Origin of the sequence: Nocardioides guangzhouensis, assembly GCF_004519545.1 — a bacterium.
Lineage (GTDB): Bacteria > Actinomycetota > Actinomycetes > Propionibacteriales > Nocardioidaceae > Nocardioides > Nocardioides guangzhouensis.
Genome location: NZ_SDKM01000027.1, coordinates 35,120 through 52,340, shown reverse-complemented (window position 1 = coordinate 52,340; position 17,221 = coordinate 35,120). Strand labels below are relative to the sequence as shown.

The 17,221-nt window shown below is 74.2% G+C and carries 15 protein-coding genes and 1 pseudogene; 12 read left to right on the top strand and 4 right to left on the bottom strand.

All coding sequences use genetic code 11. The annotated features are described in order from the left end of the window. Nucleotides 1-22: 22 nt before the first annotated feature. The 3 genes from EKO23_RS17310 to amaB are packed head-to-tail and all read left to right on the top strand — an operon-like array spanning nucleotide 23 to nucleotide 4,895. On the top strand, nucleotides 23-2,197 hold the full coding sequence (locus EKO23_RS17310) for a transketolase C-terminal domain-containing protein (RefSeq protein ID WP_134719376.1): 2,175 nt from the start codon (nucleotides 23-25) through the stop codon (nucleotides 2,195-2,197). Beyond that, the gene (locus EKO23_RS17305) at nucleotides 2,187-3,344 is read left to right on the top strand and encodes an NAD(P)/FAD-dependent oxidoreductase (RefSeq protein ID WP_134719375.1); all 1,158 of its coding nucleotides are present in this window, start codon (nucleotides 2,187-2,189) and stop codon (nucleotides 3,342-3,344) included. Before EKO23_RS17310 ends, EKO23_RS17305 begins: the two co-directional genes overlap by 11 nt. Before the next feature lie 21 nt (nucleotides 3,345-3,365). Next, nucleotides 3,366-4,895, top strand: a complete 1,530-nt coding sequence (gene amaB / locus EKO23_RS17300) for an L-piperidine-6-carboxylate dehydrogenase (RefSeq protein WP_134719374.1) — start codon at nucleotides 3,366-3,368, stop codon at nucleotides 4,893-4,895. A 113-nt stretch (nucleotides 4,896-5,008) separates the two neighbouring features. Here amaB and EKO23_RS17295 read toward each other — a convergent pair whose 3' ends face one another. Then, nucleotides 5,009-5,776, bottom strand: coding sequence for an IclR family transcriptional regulator (locus EKO23_RS17295; protein ID WP_134719373.1), 768 nt, complete (start codon nucleotides 5,774-5,776; stop codon nucleotides 5,009-5,011). Between the two features lie 70 nt (nucleotides 5,777-5,846). On the opposite strand from EKO23_RS17295, the gene pcaH reads away from it, so the two are divergent. From pcaH to EKO23_RS26520, 8 genes and pseudogenes are all read left to right on the top strand, one after another. Further along, nucleotides 5,847-6,590, top strand: coding sequence for a protocatechuate 3,4-dioxygenase subunit beta (gene pcaH / locus EKO23_RS17290; RefSeq protein WP_134719372.1), 744 nt, complete (start codon nucleotides 5,847-5,849; stop codon nucleotides 6,588-6,590). Next, nucleotides 6,583-7,161 carry a protocatechuate 3,4-dioxygenase subunit alpha gene (pcaG, locus tag EKO23_RS17285; RefSeq protein ID WP_134719371.1) on the top strand — a complete coding sequence of 193 codons (579 nt, stop codon included), beginning with the start codon at nucleotides 6,583-6,585 and terminating at the stop codon, nucleotides 7,159-7,161. The genes pcaH and pcaG overlap by 8 nt, the downstream gene beginning before the upstream one ends. A 2-nt stretch (nucleotides 7,162-7,163) precedes the next feature. After that, nucleotides 7,164-8,357, top strand: a complete 1,194-nt coding sequence (locus EKO23_RS17280) for a lyase family protein (protein ID WP_134719370.1) — start codon at nucleotides 7,164-7,166, stop codon at nucleotides 8,355-8,357. After that, entirely contained in the window at nucleotides 8,347-9,132 is a 786-nt protein-coding gene (locus EKO23_RS17275; protein WP_134719369.1) for an alpha/beta fold hydrolase, read from the top strand. The genes EKO23_RS17280 and EKO23_RS17275 overlap by 11 nt, the downstream gene beginning before the upstream one ends. Then, nucleotides 9,129-9,503, top strand: coding sequence for a 4-carboxymuconolactone decarboxylase (gene pcaC, locus EKO23_RS17270; protein ID WP_246051151.1), 375 nt, complete (start codon nucleotides 9,129-9,131; stop codon nucleotides 9,501-9,503). Before EKO23_RS17275 ends, pcaC begins: the two co-directional genes overlap by 4 nt. Further along, on the top strand, nucleotides 9,500-10,693 hold the full coding sequence (locus tag EKO23_RS17265) for a 4-hydroxybenzoate 3-monooxygenase (RefSeq protein ID WP_134719368.1): 1,194 nt from the start codon (nucleotides 9,500-9,502) through the stop codon (nucleotides 10,691-10,693). The genes pcaC and EKO23_RS17265 overlap by 4 nt, the downstream gene beginning before the upstream one ends. Before the next feature lie 82 nt (nucleotides 10,694-10,775). Further along, a pseudogene (locus EKO23_RS26245) lies at nucleotides 10,776-12,467 on the top strand (family 78 glycoside hydrolase catalytic domain); the annotation flags it as partial. Next, nucleotides 12,386-13,396: an alpha-L-rhamnosidase-related protein gene (locus tag EKO23_RS26520; RefSeq protein WP_342773612.1), complete on the top strand. Its 1,011-nt coding sequence runs from the start codon at nucleotides 12,386-12,388 to the stop codon at nucleotides 13,394-13,396. The pseudogene EKO23_RS26245 and the gene EKO23_RS26520, both read left to right, overlap by 82 nt. On the opposite strand, the gene EKO23_RS17255 is transcribed toward EKO23_RS26520, so the two are convergent. Next, nucleotides 13,393-13,929 (bottom strand): cupin domain-containing protein, encoded by a 537-nt coding sequence (locus EKO23_RS17255; protein WP_134719367.1) that lies wholly within the window; start codon nucleotides 13,927-13,929, stop codon nucleotides 13,393-13,395. The genes EKO23_RS26520 and EKO23_RS17255 overlap by 4 nt on opposite strands. Next, nucleotides 13,926-14,861 carry an MBL fold metallo-hydrolase gene (locus EKO23_RS17250; RefSeq protein WP_217702671.1) on the bottom strand — a complete coding sequence of 312 codons (936 nt, stop codon included), beginning with the start codon at nucleotides 14,859-14,861 and terminating at the stop codon, nucleotides 13,926-13,928. The genes EKO23_RS17255 and EKO23_RS17250 overlap by 4 nt, the downstream gene beginning before the upstream one ends. A gap of 229 nt (nucleotides 14,862-15,090) precedes the next feature. Here EKO23_RS17250 and EKO23_RS17245 point away from each other — a divergent pair, with 229 nt between their 5' ends. After that, nucleotides 15,091-16,257 carry a multidrug effflux MFS transporter gene (locus tag EKO23_RS17245; RefSeq protein WP_134719366.1) on the top strand — a complete coding sequence of 389 codons (1,167 nt, stop codon included), beginning with the start codon at nucleotides 15,091-15,093 and terminating at the stop codon, nucleotides 16,255-16,257. On the opposite strand, the gene EKO23_RS17240 is transcribed toward EKO23_RS17245, so the two are convergent. Beyond that, on the bottom strand, nucleotides 16,254-17,189 hold the full coding sequence (locus tag EKO23_RS17240) for a LysR family transcriptional regulator (RefSeq protein ID WP_246051150.1): 936 nt from the start codon (nucleotides 17,187-17,189) through the stop codon (nucleotides 16,254-16,256). The two genes, EKO23_RS17245 and EKO23_RS17240, sit on opposite strands and share 4 nt — an antisense overlap. Between the last annotated feature and the right edge of the window lie 32 nt (nucleotides 17,190-17,221).

Sequence of the window (17,221 nt, the reverse complement as noted above, 5' to 3'; positions counted from 1 at the left end):
TGCGAGGTCCAGGGAGGTGGAGATGGCGGAGCCGGTCGACGAGCACCTCGTCGAGCACGTCCGCCGGCTGTCGACGGGCGGTCACCCGGAGGTCGGGACGGTCGAGCCGGACCTCCTGCTCGCCCTCTTCGACGCACAGGTGCAGAGCCGGCACCTCGACCTCGCGGCCCGGACGCTGCAGGCGCAAGGGGAGGGGTTCTACACGATCGGCTCGGCGGGCCACGAGGCCAACGCCGCGGTCGGGCTGCTGACCGAGGTCGGCGACCCCGCGCTGCTGCACTACCGGTCCGGCGGCTTCTACGCCGCCCGCGCCGGACGGCACGCGCGCGAGCACCCCGACGCGGCGACCGACCCCGTGCGGGACGTGCTGCGAGGACTGACCGCTGCGGCCACGGACCCGATCTCCGGCGGCCGGCACAAGGTGTTCGGCCACCCGGCCCTCAACATCGTGCCGCAGACCTCGACGATCGGCTCGCACCTGCCGCGGGCCGTCGGGCTCGCCTTCGCCCTCGGCAACCTGGCCGACCTGGCCCCCAGCCGCCGGTGGCCCGAGGACGCCGTCGCGGTCTGCTCGCTCGGCGACGCCTCGGTCAACCACTCCACGGTGCAGGGCGCGCTGAACGCGGCGGCGTACCTCACCCACCGCGGCCTGCCGGTCCCGCTGCTGCTGGTGTGCGAGGACAACGGGCTCGGCATCAGCACCCGCACCCCGCCGGGCTGGGTGGAGGCTGCGCTCGGCCGGCTGCCGGGCATCGCGTACGTCGCCGCATGCTCGCCGCGCCCCGACCGGCTGCTCGCCGACGTCGGCGCGGCGGTCGCCCGGGCCCGCGAGACGCGTCGGCCGGTGGTGCTCCACCTGAGCGCCGTCCGGTTCCTCGGCCACGCCGGTTCCGACGTCGAGCTCGGCTACCGGTCGCAGGCCGAGATCACCGCCGACCTGGCCCGCGACCCGCTGCTCGCGACCGCCGAGCACCTGGTCGGCCTGGGCGTGCTCACGCCCGCGGAGGTGCTCGACCGCTACGAGGCGACCCGGGCCCGGGTGGCGGAGGCCGCGAAGTCCGTGGTCGGGGAGCCGCGGCTGGCGGACCGGGCCGCAGTGACGGCACCGTTGCTGGCGCCGGCTGCGGCACCGGGGATCCCGCCGTACGACGTCCCGGTGGCGGCGGTGGAGCCCGGCCCGCTCACCCTGGCCCAGGCGCTCAACGGAGTCCTCGCGGAGGTCCTGGAGAGCCGGCCGCACGCGCTCGTCCTCGGGGAGGACGTCGCGGTCAAGGGCGGCGTGTACGGCGTGACACGAGGGCTTCGGAAGCGTTTCGGTGGCCGCCGCGTGGTCGACACCCTGCTGGACGAGCAGACCGTCCTCGGCACCGCGCTCGGCGCCTCGCTGGCCGGCCTGCTCCCGATCCCGGAGATCCAGTACCTCGCCTACCTCCACAACGCCGAGGACCAGCTGCGCGGCGAGGCGGCGTCGCTGGCGTTCTTCTCCGACGGGCAGTACCGCAACCCGATGGTGGTCCGGATCGCCGGGCTGGCCTACCAGAAGGGGTTCGGCGGCCACTTCCACAACGACAACTCGCTGACCGTCCTGCGCGACGTCCCCGGCCTGGTGCTGTGCGTGCCGAGCCACCCGGCCGACGCGCCGGCACTGCTGCGCGCGTGCGTCGACCTCGCCGAGAGGGAGGGCCGGGTGTGCGTGGTCGTCGAGCCGATCGCGCTCTACCACGCCCGCGACCTGCACGAGCCGGGCGACGGGCTCTGGACCGCGCCGTACGCCGCCGACCCGCCGGTTCACGGTCCGCGCATCCACGGTGACGGGACCGACGTGCTGATGGTCACGTTCGGCAACGGCCTCCCGATGTCACTGCGCGCGGCCCGCGCCCTCGAGGCCGACGGGGCTCGCAGCACGGTGCTCGACCTGCGCTGGCTGGCACCGCTTCCGATGGCCGAGGTCGCGGACCTGGCCGGCCGGTTCGACCGGGTGCTGGTCGTGGACGAGACCCGCGCCTCGGGCGGGGTCGGCGAGGGCGTGGTCGCCGGCCTGGTCGAGCACGGCTACGGCGGTGCCCTGGCGCGGGTGGCCAGCGCGGACTCCTACGTCCCGCTCGGCCCCGCAGCTGCCCACGTCCTGCTGCAGGAGGACGAGGTGCTGGCGGCGGCGCGGCGGCTGATGCGGACGGGGACCCGACATGGCGGTTGACCTCCCGGCCACCGCGTCGGTCGTCGTCATCGGCGGGGGTGTGATCGGGCTCAGCGCGGCGTACCACCTCGCCGCCGCCGGCGTCCGGGACGTGCTGCTGCTGGAGCGGGACACGCTCGGCTCCGGCTCGACGTGCAAGGCCGCCGGCGGGGTGCGGGCGCAGTTCTCCGACGCCACCAACATCGAGCTCGGGGCCCGCAGCCTGCACGCCTACGGCCGGTTCGCGGAGACCTTCGGCCAGGAGATCGACCTGCACCGGGTCGGCTACCTGTTCCTGCTCGACCGCCCGGAGGACGTCGAGGCGTTCACCGCGAACGTCGCGCTCCAGAATCAGCTCGGTGTGCCCACCCGGATGATCGAGCCGGCCGAGGCGAAGCGGCTCTCCCCGCTGGTCGACGTCGGCGGTGTCCTCGCGGCCTCGTGGTCGCCCGACGCCGGCCACTGCACCCCGGAGTCCGTGGTCCTCGGGTACGCCGGGGCGGCGCGCCGGGCGGGCGCCCGGGTGCTCACGCACTGCGCGGTCACCGGTATCGAGGTCGAGGACGGCCAGGTCCGGGCGGTGCTCACCGACGCCGGCCGGGTCCGCACCGAGGTGGTCGTGTGCGCGGCCGGCGCGTGGTCCGCGGCGGTGGGGCGGATGGCCGGGGTGGACCTGCCCGTCGAGCCGCTGCGCCGCCAGGTGCTTACCACCGGGCCGGTCCCCGGGGTGGACCGGCACACGCCGTTCACGATCGACTTCTCCACCAGCCTCTACTTCCACAGCGAGGGCCCGGGCGTGCTGCTCGGCATGTCCGACCCGGACGAGCGGCCGGGCTTCGAGCTCGGCCGCTCCGACGCCTGGCTGCCGCGGCTCGGCGCGGCGATCGAGCGCCGGGTGCCCGCGCTCGCGGAGGCCGGCATCGTCTCGGGCTGGGCCGGGCTCTACGAGATGACGCCCGACCACAACGCGCTCGTGGGGGAGCACCCGGGGGTCTCGCGGTTCCTCTACGCCACCGGGTTCTCCGGCCACGGCTTCCTCATGGGCCCGGCAATGGGCGAGGTGGTGCGCGACCTCTACCTCGGCCGGCCGCCGGTCGTGGACGTCCGTGGGCTCGACGCCGCCCGGTTCGCCGGGCGCGGGAGCAGACCGGAGCTCAACATCGTCTAGCCGGTGAGGTAGGAAGAACCCATGACCACCATCCCCACCCAGGACGAGCTCTCCACCCTCGCCCTCGAGACCGCGCGCCGCTGCGGTGTCGACGTCGAGGCACACGCAGGAGGGACGGACTCCCGCTCGCCGGTCAACGGACTCCCGGTCGCCTCGCTGCAGTGGCGGGACGCGGCGTACGTCGACGAGGCGGTGGCCCGCGCCCGCGACGCCTTCCTGCGCTGGCGCAGCGTGCCCGCCCCGGCCCGCGGCGCACTCGTCAAGCGGTTCGGCGAGCTGCTCGCCGAGCACAAGGACGACCTGGCCACGCTGGTGAGCATCGAGGCCGGGAAGATCACCTCCGAGGCCCGCGGCGAAGTCCAGGAGATGGTCGACATCTGCGACTTCGCGGTCGGCCTGTCGCGGCAGCTCTACGGGCGGACGATGCCCTCGGAGCGGCCCGGCCACCGGCTGATGGAGACCTGGCACCCGCTCGGTGTCGTCGGCGTGGTCTCGGCGTTCAACTTCCCGGCCGCGGTCTGGTCGTGGAACACCGCCGTCGCGCTGGTCTGCGGCGACCCGGTCGTGTGGAAGCCCTCCGAGGCGACCCCGCTGACCTCGCTGGCGTGCCACGCCGTGCTGGCGCAGGCGATCGCCGAGACCGACGCCCCGGAGGCGCTCTCGCAGGTGCTGCTCGGCGGGCCCGACGTCGGCCAGGCGCTGGTCGACCACCCGGGCGTCGCCCTGCTCAGCGCCACCGGGTCGACCCGGATGGGACAGGCCGTCGGGCCGCGGGTGGCCGGGCGGTTCGGCCGGTCGCTGCTCGAGCTCGGCGGCAACAACGCCGCCGTGGTCTCCGGGTCCGCCGACCTCGACCTGGCCGTGCGCGGCATCGTCTTCGCGGCGGCCGGCACCGCGGGCCAGCGCTGCACCACGATGCGGCGGGTGATCGCGCACACCAGCGTCGTCGACGAGCTCACCGACCGGCTCGCGTCGGCGTACGACCGGCTCCCGATCGGCAACCCCCTGACCGAGGGCACCCTGGTCGGGCCGCTGGTCAACCGCCGGGCCTACGAGTCGATGGAGGCCGCGATCACCACGGCGACCGGGGACGGCGGCAAGCTCGTCGTCGGTGGCGGCCGGGCCCACGAGGACCTCGCACCCGAGGCCTTCTACGCACGCCCCGCGATCGTCCGGATGGACGAGCAGACCGACGTGGTCGCGCGGGAGACGTTCGCGCCGCTGCTCTACGTGCTGCCGTACGACGACTTCCGCACCGCGATCGACCTCAATAACGCCGTCCCGCAGGGCCTGTCCTCGAGCGTCTTCACCTCCGACGTACGGGAGGCCGAGCTGTTCTGCGGGCCCGAGGGCTCCGACTGCGGCATCGTCAACGTCAACATCGGCACCTCCGGCGCCGAGATCGGCGGTGCCTTCGGCGGCGAGAAGGAGACCGGCGGCGGACGCGAGTCCGGCTCCGACGCCTGGCGGGCCTACATGCGCCGGGCGACGAACACCATCAACTACTCAGGTGAGCTCCCGCTCGCCCAGGGGGTCGACTTCTCGGTCTGACCGGGGCGGGCGGCACGGGCTAGGCACGGAAATCGATGCCCTGGCACGGAAAGCATTCCCCGCCCGGGCAGCGATTCCCCGGGCGCCCGGGGAATCAGTGAGTCCCTGGGCCCCTACCCGCGACCCGACGGGCCGGTCAGGCTGCGGCCGATGCCGTGCGCCGCGACCTGCAGCGCGGCGACCAGCCGGGACCGGTCCCGCTTGAGGCTGGGGACGACGATGCCGAGGGCGGCGACCACCTCGCGGTCGGCCCGGCGGACCGGGACGGCGACCGAGCAGGCGCCGAGCGTCATCTCCTCGACGGTGGTGGCGTAGTCGTCGGCGAGCACGCGCTGCAGCTGCTCGCGGAGTCGCGCCGGCTGGGTGATGGTGTACGGCGTGATCCGGTGCAGCCGGGCCAGCACGTCGGCCTGCACGGTGTCGGGGGCGTGGGCGAGGAGCACCTTCCCGACCCCGGTGGAGTGCAGCGGGAGCCGCGACCCGACGGTGCTGACGACGGGGACGGAGCGCTGGCCCGAGATCCGGTCGAGGTAGAGGACCTGGTCGCCCTCCCGCACGGCGAGGTGCACGGTGGCCAGCGTCGCGGCGTACAGGTCGTTGAGGAACGGCGAGGCGACCTCGCGGACGCCGGTCTGCACGGGTGCCAGCAGCCCGAGCGACCAGATGCGGCGACCCACGACGTACTCGCCGGTGCCCGCCCGGGCGAGGGCGCCGTGCGCGACGAGCTCGCCGACGATCCGGTGGGTGGTGGCCAGGGGCAGGTCGGCGCGCCTGGCCAGCTCGGACAGGCCGAGCCGCCGGTGCCGCTCGTCGAAGGCGCCGAGCACGGCCATGGCTCGCGAGACCACGGTGGCTCCGGGGCTGGAGGTGTTGCCGGCCATCTCAGGATCCTTCCGCTCAGCGGAAAGCCTACGTGGACTTCGGCCCCCTCGGGGGAGTTCACTTCCCTGCATGGACACCCAGGAGTCGGTCAGCAAGGAGATCGCTGACATCCACGCCGGCGCTTCCGGCGAGACCCAGCCGCGTGTGGACTTCCCGCCGTACCGGAGCTCGATCCTGCGCCACCCCACCAAGGACCTGCGCCATGCCGATCCCGAGGGCGCCGAGCTGGTCGCCCCGGTCTTCGGGCACTCCGACGTCGACCCGCTCGAGGCGGACCTGACGATCCAGGCCGGCGGGGAGCCGATCGGCGAGCGCATGCGCCTGCGCGGGAGGCTGCTCGACGGCGACGGACGGCCGGTACGCCGCCAGCTCGTCGAGATCTGGCAGGCCAACGCCGCGGGCCGCTACGTGCACAAGCGCGACCAGCACCCGGCCCCGGTCGACCCCAACTTCACCGGGGTCGGTCGCTGCCTCACCGACGACGACGGCACCTACGAGTTCGTCACGATCAAGCCGGGGCCCTACCCGTGGCGCAACCACCACAACGCCTGGCGGCCAGCGCACATCCACTTCTCGCTGTTCGGCACCGACTTCACCCAGCGGATGATCACCCAGATGTACTTCCCGTCCGACCCGCTGTTCGCGCTGGACCCGATCTACCAGTCGATCACCGACCAGCGGGCCCGCGACCGTCTGGTGGCGACGTACGACCACGACCTGTCGGAGCACGAGTGGCTGATGGGCTACCGCTGGGACATCGTGCTGACCGGCGCCCACGCGACCCAGATGGAAGCCGAGGACGACGATGCCTGAGACCGTCCGCGACCTGACCGCGACGCCCGGCCAGACCATCGGGCCGTTCTTCCACTACGCGCTGCCGTTCGACCTCGACCGCGAGCTGGTCCCGATCGGCAGCCCGGGCTCGGTGCGCCTGCACGGCCGCGTGTACGACGGGGCCGGGCAGCCGGTGCCGGACGCGCTGCTGGAGATCCGCCAGGCCGACGGCTCGGGTGACGTCCCGCGCGTCGAGGGCTCGCTCCGGCGGCCCGGTGGCGACTTCACCGGCTGGGGCCGCAGCAGCACCGACCGCACCGGCCGCTACTGGTTCAGCACCGTGGAACCGGCCCCCACCGGCGAGGGCGCGGCCGCGTTCTTCACGGTGACGGTGTTCGCCCGCGGCCTCCTGAACCGGCTGTTCACCCGCATCTACCTGCCCGGCGACGACGCCGTCCTGGCGGCCGACCGGCTGCTCGCGGGCCTCGACGACGAGCGCCGGCACAGCATGGTCGCGGAGCGCGAGCCCGACGGCAGCCTGCGGTTCGACGTGCACCTGCAGGGGGACCGGGAGACCGTGTTCCTCCGCTACCCCGGGCACGAGGGCTGAGGATGTCGGACCTGCTGCGGCCGGGATCGCACCGCGCGGACGGCGTCGCCGACGACGCCGCGCTGGTGCAGGCAATGCTCCGCGTCGAGGTGGCCTGGCTGCGGGCGCTCGCCGACGGCAAGGCCGCCACCGAGGACCAGGTCGAAGCGGTCTCCCGCGCCGCCGCTGGCTGGACGCCCGCGCTCGACCCGGGCGACGTCGAGGACGCCGGCAACCCGGTGCTCCCGCTCGTGCGCGCGCTGCGCGCGCGGATCGACGAGGCGGACACCGCTGACCTCGTGCACGCCGGGCTGACCAGCCAGGACGTCCTGGACACCGCACTCGTGCTGCTCGCCCGGGACGCCGTGGCACGGGTCGAGGCCGACCTCCGCCGCGCCGCCGACCGGCTGGCGGACCTCGCCGATGAGCACCGGGGCACGGTGATGGCGGGACGCACGCTGACGCAGTACGCCGTCCCGGTCACCTTCGGCCTGAAGACCGCCCAGTGGCTGACCGGGGTCCTCGACGCCGCCGACGCGCTCGCCGTCGTACGCCGGTCGCTGCCGGTGCAGTGCGGGGGAGCGGCCGGCACCCTGGCCCGCGCCGCCGACCTCACCGACCGGCCCACGGACGTGGCCGAGGCCTTGGCCGGGCACCTCGGGCTGGCCTGGCCCGCGCTGCCCTGGCACACCCGCCGTACGCCGATGACGCGGCTGGCCGACGCGCTCGTCGAGACCTGCGACGCGCTCGGCGTCGTCGCGACCACCGTGCTCACGCTCACCCGCCCCGAGATCGGGGAGGTGCGCGAGGGGGCCGTCGCCGGGCGCGGAGCGTCGTCGACGATGCCGCACAAGCAGAACCCGGTGCTGTCGGTGCTGGTGCGCGCAGCCGCCCTGCAGGCTCCCCAGCTGGGAGCCCAGGTCCACGTCGCGGCGGCGACCGCCGTGGACGAGCGACCCGACGGGGCCTGGCACGCCGAGTGGCCGAGCCTGCGCCGCCTGCTCGAGCTCACCGTGGTGACGGCCGCACAGGCAGCCGAGCTGCTCGCCGGTCTCGGGGTCGACACCGTCGCGATGGCCCGCAACGCCGACGCGGCCGCCGACCTGCTGCTGGCGGAGCGCGGCGGCGAGGGCACGCTCGCGGACTACCTCGGCGCCACGGACGCCTTCGTCGACGCGGCGCTCGCCCGGGTGCGAGGAGCCGGCCATGACTCCTGAGCTCGCCTTCACCCGCCTCGCCGGTGACGAGACGGCGAACCGGGTGCTCGTCGTCGGCCCGTCGCTGGGCACCTCGGTCACGGCGCTGTGGTCGGCGTGCGCGCGGCTGCTCGCCCCGGACCTCGACGTCGTCGGCTGGGACCTCCCCGGCCACGGCCACAGCAAGCCCGCCGGCGACGCCTTCTCGGTGGCCGACCTCGCCGATCTCGTCCGCGACCGGGCCGACCTCCTCGCCGCCGGTCGACCCGCCTGGTACGCCGGGGTGTCGTTGGGCGGTGCCGTCGGGCTGCAGCTCTCCCTGGCCCCCGGCCCCTTCCTCGGGACCGCCGCGATCGCGTCCGCCCCCCGCCTCGCCGACCCGCAGTCCTGGGTCGACCGCGCCGACCTGGTGCGCCGGGCCGGGACCCCGGTGATGGTGGGCCCCTCGTCCGTGCGCTGGTTCGCAGCCGGGTTCACCGACCGGGACCCCGAGGCGGCGGGCGCGCTGCTGACCAGCCTCTCGGAGGCCGACGCCGGGTCCTACGCGCTGGCCTGCCTCGCGCTGCGCGACTTCGACCTCAGCGACCACCTCGCCGCGGCCACGGTGCCGGTGCTCGTCGCACCCGGCGAGCACGACGTCGTGGTCGCTCCCGAGCACGCCGACGCCGCCACCACCCGCATCCCCGACCGGACCTTCGTCGTGCTCACCGGCTGCGGCCACCTGCCGCCCGCCGAGGCACCCGACGACGTCGCAGCCGTGCTGCGCCGGTTCGCCACGACCAGGAGGAACCCGTGACCGACAGCTACGACGCCGGCATGACGGTACGCCGCGAGGTGCTGGGCGACGCGCACGTCGACCGCGCCGAGGGCGCGAAGACCGGGCTGACCGAGGACTTCCAGGCCTTCATCACCCGCTACGCCTGGGGCGAGGTGTGGACCCGGCCCGGCCTCGACCGCCGCACCCGCAGCGTCATCACGCTCACCGCGCTCATCGCGAACGGGCACTGGGAAGAGCTCGCGATGCACGTGGCCGCGGCCCTCCGCAACGGGCTGACCGCCGAGGAGATCGCCGAGGTCATCCTGCAGACCGGGGTCTACTGCGGGGTCCCGGCCGCCAACCACGCCTTCGCGATCGCGAGGGACGTCCTCGAGGAGGAGGACCGGTGACCGGGCGCGTGCTCACGGACACGACCGTCGGGATCGTCGGTGGCGGCCCCGCCGGCCTGATGCTCTCCCACCTGCTGTCGCTGAGCGGCATCGACTCCGTCGTCGTCGACAACCGCCCCCGCTCCGAGATCGAGCACACGGTCCGGGCCGGCATCCTCGAGGCGGACAGCGTCCGGCTGCTCCTCGACACCGGCGTCTCCGACCGGGTACGCCGCGACGGCGACGAGCACGACGGCATCGCGCTGCGCTTCGGCGGGGCCAGCCACCGCATCGACTTCCAGTACCTCACCGGCGCCTCGGTCTGGCTCTACCCGCAGACCGACGTCTTCATCGACCTCGCCGACGCCCGTGCGCGCGACGGGGGAGACGTGCGGTTCGGCATCAGCGGCACCGAGGTGGTCGACGTGACCGGGTCCCGGCCCGGGATCCGGTTCACCGACGCCGACGGCGTCGAGCAGGAGATCCGCTGCAGCTACCTCGTGGGTGCCGACGGGTCGCGCTCGGTCTGCCGGCACGAGGTCCCCGAGCAGCAGCGCACGCACTACTTCCGCGAGTACCCCTTCGCCTGGTTCGGGATCCTCGTCGAGGCGCCCAAGAGTGCCCCGGAGCTCGTCTACACCCACTCGTCGCGGGGCTTCGCGCTGATCAGCCAACGCACCGAGAGCCTCCAGCGGATGTACTTCCAGTGCGACCCGGACACCGATCCCGCCGACTGGTCCGACGCCCGGATCTGGGACGAGCTGCAGGCCCGCGTCGCCGGGGCGGACGGGTTCGCGCTGCAGGAGGGGCCGATCACGTCCCGCGCCGTGCTGCCGTTCCGCAGCTTCGTCGCCGAACCCATGCGCCACGGCAGCATGCTGCTGGCCGGCGACGCGGCGCACACGGTCCCGCCCACCGGCGCCAAGGGTCTCAACCTCGCGCTCGCCGACGTCCGGGTCCTCGCCGAGTGCCTCGAGCGGGCCGTCTTGAAGAAAGACCCCGACGCGCTCGACGACTACGGCCGCCGGGCCCTGGCCCGGGTGTGGAAGTCGCAGCACTTCTCGTACTGGATGACCACGATGCTGCACACGCTCCCCGACGCCAGCGACTTCGACGTACGCCGCCAGGTCGGCGAGCTCGAGTCCGTGGTCGCCTCCACGGCCGGGTCGACGTACCTCGCCGAGGGGTACACCGGCTGGCCTGCTCGCTGACGCCCTGGTATCCGCGCCGTCGATACCTCGCCTCGGGACGGGCGAGTTCCGCCCCGCGGGAGAGGGCCGCGAGGCTGGTCGCATGCGCGTCCGTGTGGAGCACCTCGACGACCCCCTCGGCATCGGCGACCGCCGGCCCCGACTGTCCTGGCAGCTGCCGGAGGGCACCAGCGAGCAGCACGCCTACGAGCTCCGGCTGGACGACGGCACGACCAGCGGCCGGGTCGCGGGCCCGGGCAACGTCCTCGTCCCGTGGCCGGGCGCCCCGCTGGCCTCCCGGGAACGCCGGTCCGTGCAGGTGCGCGTGTGGACCGACCGCGGCGAGACCGCCTGGTCGGAGCCGACGCACGTCGAGGCCGGGCTGCTGGACCCCACGGACTGGACGGCCGCCTGGGTCGAGCCCCGCGAGGACGAGGTGCCCGAACCCGGGTTCCGGCCGGCGTACCTGCTGCGCGGCGAGGTGACGATCGCGAAGCCGGTCGCCTCGGCCCGCCTCTACGCGACCGCGCACGGGATCTACGAGGCCCGCCTGAACGGACGCCGGGTGGGGGACGTCGAGCTGGCCCCCGGGTACACCGAGTACGCGCACCGCACCCAGGTGCAGACCTACGACGTCACCGACCTGCCGGCCGAGGGCCCTAACGCCCTCGGGGCGCTGCTCGCCGACGGGTGGTACCGCGGCGAGGTCGGCATGCTCCGCTCCCACGACCAGTTCGGCGACCGGACCGCCCTGCTCCTCGAGCTGCACGTCGACCATCCCGACGGCACCACGACGGTGGTCGGCACCGACGGCGGGTGGCGCAGCGCGCGCTCGCACGTGCTCGCCGCGGACCTGATCGAGGGGCAGGTCGAGGACCAGCGCCTCCTCCCCGCGGGCTGGAGCGAGCCCGGGTTCGACGCCGGCGCCTGGCGCCCCGTCACCCTCGCCGACCACGGCCACGCACACCTCGTCGCGTCGCCCGCACCGCCGGTCCGCGCCGTCGAGGAGATCCTGCCGGTGTCGGTGGCCACCCTCGGCCCGGGGCGCCAGGTCTTCGACCTCGGCCAGAACGTCAACGGTCGGGTCCGGGTTCGGGACCTCGGACCCGAGGGCACCACGCTGGAGCTGACGCACGCCGAGTGGCTCGGTCCCGACGGCGACGTCACCACCGAGCACCTGCGCCCCTCCGACATCCCGTTCCTCGAGACGGAGGTCCGGGCCGGGCAGGTCGACCGGGTCACCTCCGCCGGCGTCCCCGGCCAGGCCTTCGACCCGCGCCTGACCACGCACGGCTTCCGCTACGTCCGCGTCGCGGGCCACCCGGACCGGCTGACCGCGCACGACGTCACCGGCGTCGTGGTGCACACCGACCTCCGCCGCACCGGCTCGTTCGCGTGCAGCGACCCCCGGCTCGACGCGCTGCACGAGGCGGCGGTGTGGAGCTTCCGGGGCAACGCCTGCGACATCCCGACCGACTGCCCGACCCGCGAGCGCGCCGGCTGGACCGGCGACTGGCAGGTCTTCGCCCCGGTCGCGACGTACCTGTACGACGTCGCGGGGTTCGCCACGAAGTGGCTGCGCGACCTCGTCGCGACCCAGTGGGACAACGGCATCCTGGGCAACATGGCGCCGATGCCCCCCGCCGAGCGGACCGGCTTCCTCGAGCGGCTCAACGGCTCGGCCGGGTGGGGTGACGCCGTCGTCCTGGTGCCGTGGGAGCTGCACGAGGAGTACGGCGACACCCGCCTGCTGGAGGAGATGTGGCCGGCGATGGTCGCCTGGCTCGACTTCGCCGAGAGCACTGCTGCCGGCACCGGCACCCCGACCGCGCGGCCCTGCGTCCGGAGCCGGAGACCCACGAGCGGTACCTCTGGGACACCGGCTTCCACTGGGGCGAGTGGCTGGTCCCCGGGGAGGACCCGACGGACTTCCCGGCCTTCATGGCGGCGGACAAGGCGGACGTCGCGACGGCGTACCTCGCCTGGTCCGCCCACCACGCGTCCCGCATCGCCGCGGTGCTGGGCCGGACGGAGGACGCGGCCCGATATGCGGACCTGGGCTGCGCCGCCACGGAGGCCTGGCGGGCGGAGTTCCTCGATCCCGACGGGCAGGTCCGTCCCGCGACCCAGGCCAACGTCGTTCGGGCACTGACGTTCGGGCTGGTGCCGGCCGAGCTCCGGTCGGCCGCGGCCGACCAGCTGGCCAAGCTGGTCCGGGAGAACGGCACCCGCCTGGCCACCGGGTTCCTGGCCACCCGCGACCTGCTGCCCGCGCTCGCGGACCACGGGCACCTCGACGTCGCCTACGATCTGCTCCTCCAGGACGCCGCACCGTCGTGGCTGAACATGATCGCGAAGGGAGCGACCACGGTCTGGGAGCGCTGGGAGGGCGTCGACGACGACGGGGTTCCGCACGAGTCGCTCAACCACTACTCCAAGGGCGCGGTCATCGGCTTCCTGCACCGGTACGTCGCCGGGCTGCAGCGCACCACCGCCACCTGGCGGACGTTCCGGGTGCACCCGCGTCCGGGCGGTGGCGTCACCTGGGCCCGGGCCGGGCACGACGCCCCGCACGGGCGGATCGACGTGTCCTGGCGACTCGACGGCGACGAGCTGCGTCTCGACCTGACCGTCCCGCCGGGCTGCGTCGCGACCGTCGTCCTGCCCTCCGGCGAGGTCGCGGCCGGCCCCGGCACGCACCGGTGGGTGGAGCCCGCAGGCTAGTCCCGCGGGCCGCCGTGCATGAGCCCGGCGAGGCCGCCGGGCAGGGTCGCGGCCATGGCCGGGTCGAACTCGCCGTCGACGAGCACGAAGACCACGCGGGCCGGGACGTCGCCGCGGTTGGCCCAGGCGTGGTCGGTGCCGCGCTGGACGACGACGTCGCCGGCGCCGAGCGTGACCTCGGAGTCGTCGAGGAGGAGCGTGATCTCGCCCTCGAGCACGATGCCGTAGTCGACCGAGGCGGTGCGGTGCACGGGGGACTGCAGGCCTCGCGCGTCGAGGTGCCCGGGCCGGAACTCGTTGATCCGGATCTTCGTCCCGCGGGGAGGCGGAGGCACGGCGAGGGTGCGCTGCGTGGGCTCCGACTCCTCCGCCGCGGTGATCCGGGCCGGGGCACCCTCGGTGCTCCAGATCTCGTGGAAGGAGACCCCGTCGTCGGGGAGGTCCCGCGACACCGGGACCGGGCCGTCGGACAGGACGACGGACACGCCGTCGGGGGTGTGGCCGGTCACCACGCGGCGCGGCACCGCGCTCATGCGTGGCACGCGATCGGGCCGCCGTGGAAGGCCACCATGTCCGGCCACACACCGGGCACCGTCAGCCGGCGCCACCCGGAGGTGCCGTGCTCGAGCTCGGTGTACGCGCGGTGCAGGTTGCCGACGAAGCGCTCGGTCTCCGCCCAGTCGCGGTAGGGGTTGTCGCGGTTCTTCTGGGCCGCCTCGAGCGGTGTCAGCCCCGCGGCGTACGACGTCGCGGCGACCTCCTGGACGAAGGCCAGGTAGGAGTCCATGCGCGACAGCAGCAGCGGGACGTCCTCGTCGCGGCAGACCGGGCCGTGCCCGGGCGCCAGCACCGCGGGGGCCAGCGACTGCATCAGCTCGATCGCGGCCCGGAAGCCGGCGATCGAGCCCTCCAGCACGAACGGCTGACCGCCGTTGAAGGCCAGGTCGCCGGTGAACAGGACCCGCTGCTCGGGAAGCCACACGAGCACGTCGTTCGTCGTGTGCGCGGGCTGCCCGACGTGGACCAGGTCGACCGGGAAGTCCGCGAGGTGCAGCGTCATCCGGTCCGCGAACGTGAGCTCGGGCGGCCGCAGCGAGAGGTCGCCGTAGTCCGGAGCGGTGATCACCTTCGTGGCCTCCAGCCCGGCGGCCAGCACCTCGTCGCGGCACCTGTCGTGCCCGATGACCAGGGTCTCCGGGGGCAGGAACCCGTTGCCGTAGGTGTGGTCGGGGTGGTGGTGCGTGTTGACCACGGCCCGGGGCGCACCCTGCGACACCTTCGCCACCTCGGCGAGGACCGCCCGGTTGCGGCGCTCCGTCGAGGTGGTGTCGACGAGCACGGCCGTCCCGGCGCCGTCGACGACGACGCCGCAGTTGTTGACCATCCAGCCGCCGTCGGGCTGGACGTAGGCGTGGACGCCGTCGGCAAGCTCGTCGACGTAGGGGGTGCCGTCGCTCCAGGTCACGTGTCTCTCCGGGGTTCCTCGAGGGGGTGGGTGGATCCCTCAAGTCAGCCGCACCCGACCCGGCGAAGCAAGGGCCGGGGCCATCACCAGAGCCGATCCGAGGCATGGCTTCTCGCGTGTTCTGCCCGCGGGCCGTGGCTGTTTGACTTCGGTGGTGTCGACCGACCAGCCCACGAGCTCCCGCGTCGTCCCTGCCCCGCCTTCCGGCACGGAGGGCGCGGGGCTCGGGGTGCCCCTCCTGCTGACCCTGGCCCTGCTGGCCGCGTTCGCCCCGATCGCAACCGACCTCTACCTGCCGGGCTTCCCGGCGATGGCCGGGGACCTCGGCAGCGACGCCAGCGGGGTGCAGCTGACCCTGACCGCGTTCCTCGCCGGCCTGGCCGTCGGCCAGCTGGTGATGGGGCCGATGTCCGACCGGCTCGGTCGGCGCGGACCGCTGATCGGCAGTGCGCTGCTCTGCGTGGCCGCGGGCGTGGTCTCGGCGACCGCCCCGACTCTGGGCGTCCTGGTCGCGGCCCGCGTCGTCCAGGGGTTTGCCGGCGCCGGCGGCATGGTCATCGGACGGGCGGTGATCGCGGACCTGTTGACGGGACGCGCCGCCGCCCGGGCGTTCACGATCATGCTCACCGTCGGCGGGGTGGCTCCCGTGCTGGCACCGCTGGTCGGGGGGCTGCTGTCGGAGCCGATCGGATGGCGGGGGATGCTCTGGACGGTCACCGGCCTGTGCTGCGTGATGCTGGTAGCCGTCGTCGCGGTGGTCCCCGAGACCCGCCCGCGGTCGGTTCGCGACCAGACGGGCGCGCCGTACCTGGTGTCCGTGCGGCGGGTCCTCCACTCGCGCGGCTACTGGAGCCACACCGGGGTGTTCGCGCTGTCCTTCGCGATGATGATGGCCTACATCTCGGCCTCGCCGTTCGTCTACCAGCACGTGCTGGGCCTGACCGAGGTGCAGTACGGCGCCGCGTTCGGCGTGAACGCGGTCGGCCTGATCGCCAACGGGGCCCTGGTCAGCCGGATGGTCGACGTGGTCGAGCCGGAGCGGATCGTCGGCGCGTCCCTGGCCCTGCAGGTCACGGCGACGGTGGGGCTCGTCGTGCTCGTGCTGGTGCACGCGCCCGGGTGGACCTACGCGGTGGCGATCTTCCTCGCCGTGCTCAGCAACGGCGGCATCATGGGCACCTCGGCGTCGCTGGCCATGGGCCGCGTGCGCGAGGTGGCCGGAGCCGGCAGCGCGATCATGGGGTTCAGCCAGTTCGCGCTCGGTGCCGTCGTCTCCCCGCTGGTCGGGCTCGGCGGGATCGGCTCCGCGCTGGTCCCGGCCGTGGTGATGGCGACGGCCTCGGTCGGCGCGGCGCTCGTGCGCGGCCTCGCCGGCAGCCGTCGGTCCGCCGCCTAGTTGTCCTCGCTCTCGACGTCGACCGCGACGTCGTAGAGCAGGCGGCGCAGCCAGACCCCGGCCGGGTCGGCGGCCCGCCGCGGGTGCCAGTGCGCCGCCTCGGTGATCCGCACGGTGTCCAGGGGCGTGGCCGCGACCGCGAGGTCGAGCGTGTCCAGGCACCGGTGGGCCAGGCGGGCGGGGACGAACGCGCACATGTCGGTGCCGGCGACCGCGTAGGGGAGCGCCAGCAGGCTGGTGACCTGCACCAGGACCACCCGGTCCTCGACCCCCTTGCGCTCCACCTCGAGCTCCAGCGGGCGCCGGGTGTCGCCGGCCGGGAGGAACTCGGCGACCGCGTGCGGCATCGCCCGCAGGTCCTCGAGCGTCAGCGTGCCGTCGGTCAGGCGCGGGTTGTCCCGGGCGACCACGCAGACCAGCTCGTCGGTGAAGACCGGCTGCGTGCGGCCGGGGAGGTCGAAGCCGAGCGGCACCACGATCAGGTCGCGCCGCATGAGCTGGCTCTCGAACTGGTCCCGCGACGGCGGCACGACGTCGAAGGACACCGAGCAGGCCGGTGCCTGCTCGTGCAGCAGCCGGGTCAGCGGCTCGGCGAGCACGGTCATGGCGTACTCCGACATGCTGACCTCGAACAGCTTGCTGCTCGTGGCCGGTGCGAACTCCCGCTGGGTGCCGAGCAGCGCCTCCGCGGCCTCGACCGCCTCGGCGACCACGGGACGCAGGTCCTCCGCGAGCGGGGTCAGCTCGAACCCGCGGCCCGAGCGGACCAGCAGCTCGTCGTCGAAGTGCTTGCGCAGCCGGGCGAGGGCGCCGCTCATCGCGGGCTGGCTCATCGTCATCCGGTTCCCGGCATGCGTCAGGTTCCGCTCCTCCAGCAGGGCGTGGAGGCTGAGCAGGAGGTTGGCGTCGACGTCGCGCAGACCCTCGGTCACGGGGCCGATCGTAGTGCGACTGACGTCTCGAA